12 protein-coding genes, 1 tRNA gene and 1 pseudogene are annotated in these 11,515 nt (G+C 72.5%); all 14 read right to left on the minus strand.

All coding sequences use genetic code 11. The features are described from left to right. Positions 1-333 (minus strand): NAD-dependent epimerase/dehydratase family protein (locus FJ251_09240; GenBank protein ID MBM4117914.1); only part of this gene is annotated, 333 nt, incomplete at its 3' end. Between the two features lie 8 nt (positions 334-341). Continuing rightward, the gene (locus FJ251_09245; GenBank protein ID MBM4117915.1) at positions 342-1,649 is read right to left on the minus strand and encodes a nucleotide sugar dehydrogenase; all 1,308 of its coding nucleotides are present in this window, start codon (positions 1,647-1,649) and stop codon (positions 342-344) included. A 57-nt stretch (positions 1,650-1,706) separates the two neighbouring features. Then, positions 1,707-2,069, minus strand: coding sequence for a hypothetical protein (locus FJ251_09250; protein MBM4117916.1), 363 nt, complete (start codon positions 2,067-2,069; stop codon positions 1,707-1,709). Beyond that, positions 2,069-2,275 carry a hypothetical protein gene (locus FJ251_09255; GenBank protein ID MBM4117917.1) on the minus strand — a complete coding sequence of 69 codons (207 nt, stop codon included), beginning with the start codon at positions 2,273-2,275 and terminating at the stop codon, positions 2,069-2,071. The genes FJ251_09250 and FJ251_09255 overlap by 1 nt, the downstream gene beginning before the upstream one ends. A gap of 8 nt (positions 2,276-2,283) precedes the next feature. Beyond that, positions 2,284-2,357 (minus strand) — tRNA-Arg (locus tag FJ251_09260). 1,608 nt (positions 2,358-3,965) lie between these two features. Beyond that, a pseudogene (locus FJ251_09265) lies at positions 3,966-4,139 on the minus strand (hypothetical protein). Further along, on the minus strand, positions 4,115-4,993 hold the full coding sequence (gene ppnK / locus FJ251_09270) for an NAD(+) kinase (protein ID MBM4117918.1): 879 nt from the start codon (positions 4,991-4,993) through the stop codon (positions 4,115-4,117). Before ppnK ends, FJ251_09265 begins: the two are co-directional and overlap by 25 nt. Then, positions 4,993-5,748 carry a TlyA family rRNA (cytidine-2'-O)-methyltransferase gene (locus tag FJ251_09275; protein MBM4117919.1) on the minus strand — a complete coding sequence of 252 codons (756 nt, stop codon included), beginning with the start codon at positions 5,746-5,748 and terminating at the stop codon, positions 4,993-4,995. The genes ppnK and FJ251_09275 overlap by 1 nt, the downstream gene beginning before the upstream one ends. Next, a complete protein-coding gene (dxs, locus tag FJ251_09280) occupies positions 5,745-7,661 on the minus strand; it encodes a 1-deoxy-D-xylulose-5-phosphate synthase (protein MBM4117920.1) in 1,917 nt (638 codons plus the stop codon). The genes FJ251_09275 and dxs overlap by 4 nt, the downstream gene beginning before the upstream one ends. 31 nt (positions 7,662-7,692) lie before the next feature. Then, a complete protein-coding gene (locus FJ251_09285) occupies positions 7,693-8,124 on the minus strand; it encodes a hypothetical protein (GenBank protein MBM4117921.1) in 432 nt (143 codons plus the stop codon). Further along, positions 8,124-9,011: a hypothetical protein gene (locus FJ251_09290; protein MBM4117922.1), complete on the minus strand. Its 888-nt coding sequence runs from the start codon at positions 9,009-9,011 to the stop codon at positions 8,124-8,126. Before FJ251_09290 ends, FJ251_09285 begins: the two co-directional genes overlap by 1 nt. Further along, complete coding sequence (locus FJ251_09295) at positions 9,008-9,886, minus strand: bifunctional 5,10-methylenetetrahydrofolate dehydrogenase/5,10-methenyltetrahydrofolate cyclohydrolase (GenBank protein MBM4117923.1); 879 nt, start codon at positions 9,884-9,886, stop codon at positions 9,008-9,010. The genes FJ251_09290 and FJ251_09295 overlap by 4 nt, the downstream gene beginning before the upstream one ends. Beyond that, positions 9,796-10,692, minus strand: coding sequence for a YmdB family metallophosphoesterase (locus FJ251_09300; protein MBM4117924.1), 897 nt, complete (start codon positions 10,690-10,692; stop codon positions 9,796-9,798). The genes FJ251_09295 and FJ251_09300 overlap by 91 nt, the downstream gene beginning before the upstream one ends. A 274-nt stretch (positions 10,693-10,966) precedes the next feature. Continuing rightward, positions 10,967-11,269 carry a cell division protein ZapA gene (locus FJ251_09305; protein MBM4117925.1) on the minus strand — a complete coding sequence of 101 codons (303 nt, stop codon included), beginning with the start codon at positions 11,267-11,269 and terminating at the stop codon, positions 10,967-10,969. Positions 11,270-11,515 lie beyond the last annotated feature (246 nt).

Here is an 11,515-nt window from a genome sequence, read left to right on the forward strand (position 1 = left end):
CACGCCCGCGGCCCGGGCCGCCGTCAGCACGTTGAGAGTGCCGGTGACGTTGACGTCGTTGGTCGTCACCGGGTCCTTGACCGAGCGCGGCACCGAAGCGAGCGCGCCCTCGTGGAAGACGTAGGCGCAGCCCTGCATGGCATGCCCGACGGCCGCGCCATCGCGCAGGTCGCCGACCTCCAGGCGGATCCGTCCGCGCAGTTCCGCGAGGTTCGCCTCGTGCCCGGTCGAGAGGTTGTCGAGCACGACGACCTCGTTGCTGTCAGCGGCGAGCGCGGCCACGAGGTGGCTGCCGATGAAACCCGCGCCGCCGGTGACGAGGACTCTGGCCATGCCGCCTCCTAGAGCCGGAAGAGTTTCGGTGACTCGACGCCCTTGTACACGTTGCGGGAGTCGACGACCAGCGGCAGGCTCGCGAGGAGGCCGGCGTAGTCGACGTTCTTGTGGTTGGTGACGACGACGGCCACATCCACGCCCTTGAGATCCGCCGCCGCCAGCCCGCGGCGCGGCACGTCCGCAAGTTCCGGGATGGCGGCCGTGACCCACTCGTCGTGATAGCTCACCTGGGCGCCGCGGCCCTGGAGAAGCTTGATGACGTCGAGGGCCGGGCTCTCCCGATAGTCGTCGATGTTGGCCTTGTACGCCACGCCGAGCACGAGAATCTGCGCGCCGTTGACGGACTTTCGCTGCGAGTTCAGCGCCGCTGCCACGACCTCGACGACGTGGTCCGGCATGTGGCTGTTCACCTCGCCGGCCAGCTCGATGAAGCGCGCCTCGAAACCGTGCAGCCGCGCCTTCCAGCTGAGATAGAAGGGGTCGATGGGAATGCAGTGGCCGCCCAGGCCCGGCCCGGGATAGAAGGGCATGAAGCCGAAGGGCTTGGTAGCGGCGGCGTCGATGACATCCCAGACGTTGATGTTCATCCGGGCGCACATCAGCGCGATCTCGTTGACGAGTCCGATGTTCACCGAGCGGAAGGTGTTCTCGAGCAGCTTGACCGTCTCCGCGACGCGGCTGGAAGAGACGGGAACGACGGTCTCGATCGCGCGCTGGTAGAGGGCGACGGCAACCTCCGTGCAGGCGGGCGTGATGCCCCCGACGACCTTCGGGATGTTCCGCGTCTGGAACTTCGGATTGCCGGGATCGACGCGCTCGGGGCTGAAGGCCAGGAAGAAGCTCTCCCCCACCTTGCGGCCGGTGGCCTCGAGCTTGGGCAGGATCACCTCGTCCGTGGTGCCCGGATAGGTGGTGCTCTCGAGGATCACCAGCGTGCCGTCGCGCAGGTAGCGGGCGATCTCGTCCGTCGCCGCGACGATGTAGGAGATGTCCGGATCCCGCGTCTTGCCGAGCGGAGTCGGCACGGCGATGTTGATCGTGTCCATCGCGCCCAGCTGCGCGAAGTCGGTCGTCGCGGCCAGCTTGCCGGCCTTCACGAGCGGGGCGAGCTCAGCGGACGGCACGTCCTGGATGTAGCTCTCGCCGCGGCCGATTGCCGCCACCTTGCGGGTGTCGAGATCCACGCCCAGGACCTCGAGCCCATTCTTGGCGAACTCCACGGCCAGGGGCAGGCCGACGTAGCCCAGGCCGATGACGGCGCAGCGGGCCTCGCCCGCGGCAATCTTTGCCTTCAGGGACGCGTGATGCGACATGGCGACTTCCTGCTCGGGGCCGAGCCAGCGCTGGATGGGGCGCCGCCCGGCCGGGGTTCACTCTATATCGTTGCTATTCAAAGACTTGTCTTCACTCCTCAACTCCCGGCGCCGGGCCTGCAGCTCCTGCCAGAGGCGCAGGAGGCGATAGAGCAGAAAGAGGAGGAGAAGGCCGATTCCCAGCGGCAAGAGCCATGCCCGGGGTCCGTAGTCGGCCAGGAAACGGGCTCGCAAGAGGCGCAGGGCGCTGAACTCGAGCCACACCAGCGCGCCGCAGACGGCCGTCAGGGTGACGGCCTGGACCAGCTTGGCGCCGAACTCCTCGCCGCGCCGCCGGCCGCGCTGGAAGCGCCCCAGATCGGCAGCGCTGCGCCGGGCGCGGCGCCGGCCGGGCCGATCGCCCAGTGGAGACGCACCCATCAACGCGCGGCCCCGGATGCGTCGCGCCGCTCCTGGACCTCCTCGAACTCGCCATCCTGGATACCCGCATCGGAAAAGGGCGGGGCGGTCGCCGCTTGCTTGCCGACATCGGCGCGCTCGCGGCGCTTGCCGCGGGCGGGGCCGGCGAGGAGCCTGCGCAGCAGCAGGAAGCCGAGGATGACGAGGAGGATGCGAATGATGGGCATGGTGTGAGTACGCCCGAAGGGATTCGAACCCCCGACCTACGGCTCCGGAGGCCGTCGCTCTATCCAGCTGAGCTACGGGCGCAGCGACCCGAATCTAGGGAATGCGCCCCCGCATTGCCAGGGAAATCTCGGCACTTCAAGCGCCGCGCGCCTCGCTCAGCAGGCGTCCGGCGAGCGCCAGGGTATCGCCCTGGGGCTCGGCATCCCCCAGCATGCGCGAGATCTCGCGCAGGCGCTCCTCGGCCTCGAGAGCGCGGACGGCCGTACGCGTGCGTCCCCCGCTGAACTCCTTGCGCACGCAGAACTGGCGGTCGGCGACCGCGGCGAGGCGCGCCTGGTGCGTGACGAGCAGGACCTGGCGAGCCCGGGCGAGGGCGCTCAGCTGTGCAGCCAGGGCCCCGGCGAGATCGGCGCCGATGCCGGCGTCCACCTCGTCGAGCACGAGAACGGGTGCCGTTGCGCTGGGCGCCGCGCCGGCCAGGTGACGCGCGAAGGCGATGCGCGAGAGCTCGCCCCCGCTGGGCACATCGGCCAGGCTGCCTTCGGCGAGATCCGGATTCGGACGGACGCACACCGCGACGCGGTCGATCCCCGCCTCGCCGGCGCGAAAGGCGGCGCCCCTGGCGTCGCGCACCCAGCCCTGGGCGTCCGCCTCCGGGATGACGGCGATGCGCAGCGTCGCCCGCGGCAGGCCGAGGAGCGCGAGCCGCGCTTCCCAGGCGGGGCCGAGAGCGGCGGCGGCGCGTTGCCGCCGGTCGCTGAGGGCGAAGGCCGCCTCGGCGAGGGCCAGCTCTGCCGCCGCTCGCGCCGCCGCGCGCTCGGCGAGCAGCGCCTCCTGATCGGCGAGCTGATCGAGCAGCGAGCGCTGCTCCGTCGCCCAGGCCAGGATTCCGGCGAGGTCGCGCCCGTGCTTGCGTTCGAGCGCGCTGAGCCGGCCGAGGCGCTCCGCGAGCTGTTCGCCCTCGCGCGCGCTGAGGCGGCTGTCCTCCGCCCGGTGGCGCAGGGTCCGCGCGAGATCGGCCAGGCTCGCGCCGAACTCGCTGCCGGCCAGCGACAGGGGCGGATCGCCCAGTCGCTCGAGACGCGCGAGCTGGGTCTCGAGCCCGTCCAGCGTTTCGCGCAGGCCCCCCTTGCCCTCGATCGTCTGCAGGAGCCCGCGATAGGCCTCCTGCAGGCGCGTCGCATTGCGCAGCCGGCGCTCCCGCTGCTCCAGCTCGGTCCGCTCGCCAGGGCGCGGCGCCAGGCTCTCGATCTCGGCCAGCTGGAAGCGGAGGTACTCCTCCTCGCCGCGCAGGCCGGCGAGGCGCACCGCGAGTTGCTCCTCCGCGCGATGGGCCGCGCGGGCGGCCGCCAGACGCTCCCGGTAGCGCGCGAGCTGCTCGCCGTTGGCCGCGCAGTCGTCGAGCAGGCGGCGCTGGGCCTCCTCCTCGACGAGATCGAGCTGGGCATGCTGATCCTGGCGCTCGACGAGCAGGCTGCCGATCTCGCGCAGGCGGCGCAGGGTGAGCGGGAACCCCTCGCACCAGGCCTGGCTGCGGCCATCGGCGCGCAGCTCGCGCTTGAGGTGCAGGCCCTCCTCGCTGCCCTCGATCCCGCGTTCGGCGAGGGCCGCGGCCAGGGCGGGTCCGGGCACGAAGAAGGCCTCCACGCGGGCGCGACCGGCCCCGGGGCGGATCCAGTCGGCCCGCCCGCGCGCGCCGGTCACGAGCGCCACGGCGGCCAGGAGCACCGACTTGCCGGCACCCGTCTCCCCGCTCAGCACGTTCAGGCCGGGCAGGAGTTCGAGCGTCGCGTCCTCGACCACGATCAGGTTCTGGATGCGCAGGTGGCTGAGCACGCCTATCTCCCGGTGGGCGATCCCCAGCCCAGCTTCGCGCCGACGAGGGCGTAGTAGCTGAAATCGAGGGGCAGGGCGAGGCGCAGCGGCCGCTCGGCCGCACGGCGAATGCGCACCGCGTCGCCGCTGCGCAGCGTCAGCGTGCTCAGGCCGTCCAGCGTGAGGGTGGCCTCGCCGCTGCGCCGGCCGATCGTGATCAGGAGCTCCTCCTCGCCGCCGACCAGGATGGGTCGAATCGAGAGGGCGTGCGGGCAGATCGGCGTCGCGACGAGGGCGTCCATCGTCGGGTGGACGATCGGGCCGCCCGCCGAGAGCGAGTAGGCGGTGGAACCGGTCGGCGTGGCGACGATCAGCCCGTCGGCGCGGTAGCCGCCGAGACGCTGGCCGCCGACCGCGATCTGGAACTCCACCAGACGGTTGCTGGGATTCATGTGGATGACGGCATCGTTGAGCGCGAGCTGCGCCCGACCGGCCTCGCCATCGCGCGCGAGTGCCGCTGCGAGGCGCATCCGCTCCTCGACGCGGTACTGACCGGCGAGCACGCTGCGCAGGGCCCCCTCCATTTCCTCGAGCTTGAGCAGGGTCAGGAAGCCGAGGCTCCCCATGTTGATGCCCAGGAGCGGCGTGGCGACCGGCTCGAGTGCGCGCGCGGCGCGCAGGAAGCTGCCGTCGCCGCCGAACACGAGGAAGAGCTGGCACTCGGCGGCGAAGTCGAGGGCGCTCGCCGCCCGCGCCGGCCGCTCCAGCCAGGCCGCCGTCTCCCCGTCGAGCCGGACGCTGGCGCCGCTCGCCTCCGCCGCCGCGATGGCCCGCTCGACGACCCCGCGCGCGCCGACCGCCTCGCGATTGGCCAGGATGCCCAGATTGCGGATGACTTCCATCAGCGCCTGCCTTCCCCCGCGTCGTGCCCGCGCCAGGTGGCCAGCGCGAAGTACTCGCGCTGCCGCTGGTCGGGTCCCGGCGCCACGGTCTCGACGGCGATTATCTCCCAGCCCTGGGCACGCGCGCAATCGAGCACCTGGTCGCGGAGCCGTTCGGCCAGGGCGCCGTCGCGCAGGCGCCCGCCGGCCGTGAGGGCCCCCGGCGGCGCCTCGAACTGGGGCTTGATGAGCGCCACCAGCCAGGCGGCGGGCGCGAGCGGCAGCTTGAGCTTGGGGAGCACCGCGCAGAGCGAGATGAAGGAGAGGTCCAGCAGCAGGATCTCGCAGGGCGCGGGCAGGGCGGTCACGGCCCGGATGTCCTGGGCTTCGAGCACGCGCAGGCGCGGATCCGTGCGCAGGTCCCGGTCGAGCTGGCCGCGACCCAACTCGACGGCGAGGACGGCGGCGGCCCCCTGCTCGAGCGCGTACTGGCTGAAGCCGCCGCTGGCGGCGCCGCCGTCGACGACCTGGCGCCCCTGGAAAGCGACCGGCTTGCCGGCGAGGAAGCGGCGGAGCTTGTCGTAGCCACGGCCGACACGGCGAGCGTTGGCCGCCGTGGCGAGGGTGATCCCTTGCTCCGCGCGCACGGGCTCGGCGGGGCGGGTGACGACCCGCCCGTCCACGCTCACCAGCCCCTCGAGAATGAACTCGCGCCCCTGGTTTCGGCTGCGGACAAGACCCCGCTCGACGAGCACCCGGTCGAGGCGGGCGCTCACAGGGGACGGCCGCCGGCGCGGCGGTCGGCGAGCAGCCGGTTGCCGAGCAGGGTCGCTTCGATGCGCCCGGCGAGGTGGGCCGCGTCGAGCCCGGCGGCAGCCAGGAGCTCCTCTCGCGTACCCTGCCCGCAGAAGGCGTGCGGCAGGCTGAGCGTGAGCAGGCGCGGCCCCTGGCCGAGCGTGCGGAAGTGGCGCAGCACGGCCTCGCCGAAGCCGCCCACCGGGCTGTTCTCCTCCACCGTGACGAGAAGGCCGGCGGGATCGGCCAGCGCGTCCAGGGCGACGGTGTCCAGGGGGGCGAGGAAGCGCGCGTCGACGAGTCCGGCCCGCAGGCCGCGCGCCGCGAGCAGGCGGACCGCTGCTTCGGCGGGGGCGACCATGCTGCCCAGCGCCCAGATGTCCAGCTCTTCCCCCTGCTGCAGGCGGAGGCTGCGCCCAAGCGGCAGCGGTTCCAGGGGCGCCCGCTCGCGGAGCCCGCGGGCGGCGCCGCGCGGGTAGCGCAGGGCGATCGGCCCGGCGCTGTGTGCCGCAGCCGTTGCCAGCATGCGGCGCAGCTCGTTCTCGTCGCTGGGCGCCATCAGCGTCAGACCGGGGATCATGCTCAGGTAGCCCAGGTCCAGCGCGCCGTGGTGCGTGGGACCGTCCTCCCCCACCAGGCCGGCGCGGTCGATGGCGAAGACGACGGGCAGCTGCTGCAGCGCGACGTCGTGCACGATCTGATCGAAGGCGCGCTGCAGGAAGGTGGAGTAGATGGCCACGACCGGGCGCAGCCCATCCGCGGCGAGCCCGGCGGCGAAGGTGACGGCGTGGGGCTCGGCGATGCCGACGTCGAAGAAGCGCTCCGGGAAGCGCTGCGCGAAGGGCGTCAGGCCGGTGCCGTCCGGCATCGCCGCCGTGATGGCGACGATCCGCGGATCCGCGGCCGCCAGCTCCACGAGCGCCTCGCCGAAGGCCTGCGTGTAGCTGACCGCCACCGGTTCGGGATCGGGCAGCTTGACCCCGGTCTCGCGCACGAAGGGCGCGAAGCCGTGGTACTTCGCCGGATTCGACTCGGCGAAATCGCAGCCCTTGCCCTTGCGGGAGAGCACGTGCAGGAACACCGGCTGCTCGATCCGGGCGAGCTGGCGGAGGGTGCGCACGAGCAACGGGATGTCGTGCCCATCCAGAGGCCCGAAGTACTTGAAGCCGAAATCCTCGAAGAAGTTGCTCGGCAGAACGAGGTGCTTGAGACCGTACTTGGTCCGGCTCGCCAGAGCGCGCAGGCGCTTGCCGAAGCGGGGTACGCGCCCCAGGGCGCGCCAGGCGCGGCCCTCGAGGTTGAGGAACGTGCGCGTCGCCGTCAGGTGGGTCAGGATGCGGCTGATCGAGCCGACGTTCGGCGAGATCGACATCTCGTTGTCGTTCAGGATGACGAGGAGTCGGCCGGCGTGCGCGCGGGCATTGTTGATCGCCTCGTAGACCATGCCGCCCGTCGCGGCGCCGTCCCCGAGAATCGCGATCGTCAGGCGCTCCTCGCCGCGCAGGCGCGCGCCCTGCGAGAAACCGAGGGCGGCGCTGAGGGCCGTGCAGGCGTGCCCGGCTCCGAAGTGGTCGTAGGGGCTCTCCCTGCGCTTGAGGAAGCCGCTCAGGCCACCCGCGCGGCGCAGCGTGTCGAAGCGCTCGCGGCGCCCCGTGAGCAGCTTGTGCGCATAGGCCTGATGTCCGGTGTCCCAGACGATGCGCGTCGTTTCGCCCGGGAACACGTGGTGCACGGCGACGGCGAGGTCGACGGCGCCCAGGCTGGCCGCCAGATGGCCGCCGTTCTGGGCGCAGACACGGATGATCTCCTCGCGGATCTCGGTCGCAAGGGCGGGCAGCGACTCGACCGGGAGGGCGGCCACGTCGTGGGGCTTGTGGATTCCGTCCAGCAGCATGCGTTCAGCTTTCGCGGGCGTCGGCGGCAGCCTACCAGGGCCACTGCGGAAGCGCAAGCAGGGCGCGTTCGACGAGGCGGCCGAGCATGGCGCCGGCGAAGAGCGCCACCCAGGCGCGCACGGGGCTCTGACCCAGCAGCAGGCTGAGCCGGTGTTCAAGCGAGAAGCTCGAGCCCAGTTCCATCAGGATGCCGGCCTGGCGGCCGGCCGCGCGCTTGACGCCGGCGGTGTCGTAGAGGACGACACCCGTGTAGCCGAGGCTGAGCGCCGTGTAGGGGCTCCCCCAGCCGGTCGCGAGCGCAACCTGGAGGCTGAGGCAACCGCCGAGCAGCGGGTGCAGGCTCGGAAAGCTCTCGAAATCGGCGAAGCGGCCCGGGCGCCAGCGCCGCGCCCGCAGCGAATGGAAGCTCAGCTTGAGCAGCTGCCCGAGCAGGCCGGTGATCACGAGCGGCGCGAGGATCATCAGGAGCGCCTCTCGACGAGGCGACGGGCCAGCGCGCGCAGGGGCGCGGCGGCCTCGGTCGCGGGCAACAACGCGAGGGCGCGCTCGAGGCGGGCCTCGCCCTCCCGGCGCGCGGCGGCCGCCCCGATGACCGCCGTCAGGGTCCGCTTGCCCTGGGCGCGGTCCTTGCCCGGGGTCTTGCCCAGCTCCTCTCGGCTGGCTTCCTCGTCGAGCAGGTCGTCCACGGCCTGGAAGGCGAGGCCCAGCTCGAGACCCGCCTCGGCGAGAGGGGCGAGCGCCGCGGCGTCGAGGCCCCCCAAGCGCCCGCCGAGGACGAGGCTGCAGCGGATGAGCGCGGCTGTCTTGCGGGTGTGGATCCAGCGCACCTGGGCGAGCGGCGCGAGTTCCGGCGGGGGCTCGAGATCGCCGGCCTGCCCGCCGACAAGATTCTCGGCGCCCGCCGCGGCCGCGAAGTCGGCGATCGCCGCGAGCGCGTCCGCGCGCGGCAACCCGGCCGCTGCCACCGCCGCGGTCAGCTGCGCGAAGGCCTCCGCCTGGAGGGCATCGCCGGCCAGGATCGCCAGCGCCTCCCCGTGCACGCGATGGCAGGTGGGCTGGCCGCGGCGCAGGTCATCGTCGTCCATCGCGGGCAGGTCGTCGTGGACGAGCGAGTAGGCGTGGAGCATCTCGACGGCGCAGCCCGCGCGCAAGGCGACGGTCTCGTCGTAGCGCCCCAGGCGCATGCCGGCGGCGACAAGCTGGGCGCGCAGCCGCTTGCCGCCGCCCAGGAGTCCGTGGGCCATCGCCGCGCGCAGGCGCGGATGGCAATCGGCCCCGGGCAGCGCGGCGGCCAGCGCCGGCTCGAGCGCCGCGAGGAAGCCCGCCAGGGCGGCAACGGTCGCGCTCACGGCAGCTCCGGCAGGCCCCGCCGCCGCCGGCAGGCGATCAGGGTGTTGCACAGGAGCATGGCGACGGTGAGCGGCCCCACGCCGCCCGGCACGGGCGAGATCGCCCCCGCGCGGGGCGCGACGCCGGCGAAGTCGACATCGCCGACGAGCCGCTGACCGCGCGGCGCGCTGGCGTCGGGGACGCGGTTCATGCCGACGTCCACCACCACCGCCCCCTCGCGCACCCAGTCGGCCTTCACGAGCTCGGGACTGCCGACCGCGGCGATGAGGATGTCGGCCTGCCGGCAGAGGCCCGGCAGATCCCGGCTCGCGCTGTGACAGACGGTGACCGTGGCGTCGCCCAGGACCCGCTTCTCCAGGAAGAGCAGGGCGGCCGGCTTGCCGACGATCAGGCTCCGGCCGAGGATGACGACGTGCCGGCCCCGCGTCGGCAGCTCGTAGCGCCGCAGGAGTTCGCGGATCCCCGCCGGCGTGCAGGGCGCGAAGCCAGGCAAGCCGGCAACGAGCCGGCCGAGGTTCACGGGATGGAAGCCATCGACGTCCTTGTCGGGGTCCAGCTGCAACATCGCGCTAGCGGCCACCAGGCCCGGCGGCAGGGGCAGCTGCAGGATGATGCCGTCCGCGGGGCCCGCGCTCAGGCGGGCGAGCTCCGCATCGAGGTCCGCCTGGCTGGCCGTGGCCGGCAGCTGACGGTGTTCGCCGTGCACACCCGTGGCCGCGCAGGCCTTCATCTTGTTGCGGATGTAGACCGCGCTGGCGGGATCGCTGCCGACCTGGAGGACGGTCAGGCGCGGCGGTTCGGGCAGGACGTCCACGCCTTCGGCGATCTCCCGCAGGAGTTCGTCCCGGATGCGATTGCCGTCGAGCAGTCCCACGGCCCCTCCCCGAACGCGGCGTCGCCCGCGGCCAGCGGCAGATCGAGGCGTGCGATCGCCGTCGCGCGGCCTTCCGCGTCGAGGTCGATCCAGGCCCCTTGCAGGCGGAGCTCTCCGGTCGCGACCTCGAAGCGCCGCGGACTCTGGTGCAGGAAGCGATGCAGCACGGCCTCGCTGGCCATGCCGATGATGCCGCCGTGTGGACCGGTCATCCCGGCGTCGCTGAGGAAGGCGGTGCCGCCGGGCAGGATGCGCTCGTCGGCGGTCTGCACGTGCGTGTGCGTGCCGACCACGGCGCTCACGCGCCCGTCCAGGTAGCGCCCGAGGGCGAGTTTCTCGCTGCTCGCCTCGGCGTGCATGTCCACGAAGACGGGACCGCGCCCGCCCCACTCGGCGAGCGCGGCGTCGGCGCAGCGGAAGGGGCAGTCCACGGGAGGCATGAAGACGCGGCCGACCAGGTTGAGCACGAGCAGTTCGCCCCCCGCCGGCAGGGGGAGCACGGCGCGGCCGCTGCCGGGATTGCCCGGGGGGTAGTTGTGCGGACGCAGCACGCGCTCCGCGCCGGCGGCGAGGTAGGCGGCACCCTCTTTGTTGTCGAAGCTGTGATTGCCGCCCGTCAGGCAGTCCACCCCGGCGCCGAGCAGCGAGCGCGCGATCTGGGGAGTGAAGCCGGTCCCGGCGGCGGCGTTCTCCGCGTTGGCGATCACGCAGTCGGGGGCCAGGCGCGCGCGCAGCTTCGGCAGGAGGGCCGCCAGCGCCTCGCGCCCCGGACGTCCCATGATATCGGCGATGAAGAGCAGGCGCATTCTCGATCTCGGGGGTCGCGTCCCAGGGCCGGTGCGCGCGCCGGGACGGGCAAAGAAAATTCCCCACACATTGCCGTGCGAGAAGCTACCGCATGGGCCAAACGGTCCATGGGGGAAGACCACACGCCCGGTTCAGGTCGCCCGCAGGCACCGTCCGCCGGACGGATTCGGCCTTCCAGAGTGAAGGTGTTGGCTCAAACGCTTTCTTCCCGCTCGAACACGGTAGGGAATTCGCAGTCAGTATAGCAAGCGTCTCCTGGCGGGGGCAAGTCGCCTAGTCGCCGCCGCCCGCGGCGACGGCGTCGTCGTCGAAGAGGCGCAGCAGACGCGCCGCCTTCTCCTCCGCGGCGGGCGAAATCGTCCGACCGGCCCGCTCGCGGTGCAGTTCGTCGGCGATGTTGAAGGCCGCCAGGATCGCGATGCGCAGGGGCGAGACCTGCCGACTGCCGGCCGCGATCTCCTTCATCGTTCGGTCCACGTAGGCGGCGAGGCCCCGGATGTACTCGGGATCCGCTTCACCGCGCACCCGGTAGTCGTTGCCGTAGATGCTCACCTGCACGCGCGCGTCGCCAGCCATGTCCACCTCATGCACAAGGGTCGGGCTCCCCGCACAGGCCCTAGAGTTCGAGGAGTTCGAACTTCGCCAGGATCCCGTCGAGTCGGCCGCGGAGTTGATGCAGGTCGGCGCCGTTGCTCTCCGCCTCGCCGAGTCGCGAGGAGAGGCGCGACAACTCCTCCTGCAGCCGATTGCGCTCCGCTTCGGCGTGCTGGAGCCGCGCTTGCAGGTCCTGGTTCTCGCGGGTCATCTGCTGGAGGCGCTTTT

It is taken from the genome of bacterium (assembly GCA_016873475.1).
Classification (GTDB): Bacteria; Krumholzibacteriota; Krumholzibacteriia; order JACNKJ01; family JACNKJ01; genus VGXI01.

What these genes read in the sequence shown, in the direction of transcription:
- FJ251_09245 (MBM4117915.1), bottom strand. Translation starts at nt 1,649, where the DNA reads ATGTCGCATCACGCGTCCCTGAAGGCAAAGATTGCCGCGGGCGAGGCC.
- FJ251_09250 (MBM4117916.1), bottom strand. Translation starts at nt 2,069, where the DNA reads ATGGGTGCGTCTCCACTGGGCGATCGGCCCGGCCGGCGCCGCGCCCGG.
- FJ251_09285 (MBM4117921.1), bottom strand. Translation starts at nt 8,124, where the DNA reads ATGATCCTCGCGCCGCTCGTGATCACCGGCCTGCTCGGGCAGCTGCTC.
- FJ251_09255 (MBM4117917.1), bottom strand. Translation starts at nt 2,275, where the DNA reads ATGCCCATCATTCGCATCCTCCTCGTCATCCTCGGCTTCCTGCTGCTG.
- FJ251_09300 (MBM4117924.1), bottom strand. Translation starts at nt 10,692, where the DNA reads ATGCGCCTGCTCTTCATCGCCGATATCATGGGACGTCCGGGGCGCGAG.
- ppnK (MBM4117918.1), bottom strand. Translation starts at nt 4,993, where the DNA reads ATGGAAGTCATCCGCAATCTGGGCATCCTGGCCAATCGCGAGGCGGTC.
- dxs (MBM4117920.1), bottom strand. Translation starts at nt 7,661, where the DNA reads ATGCTGCTGGACGGAATCCACAAGCCCCACGACGTGGCCGCCCTCCCG.
- FJ251_09305 (MBM4117925.1), bottom strand. Translation starts at nt 11,269, where the DNA reads ATGGCTGGCGACGCGCGCGTGCAGGTGAGCATCTACGGCAACGACTAC.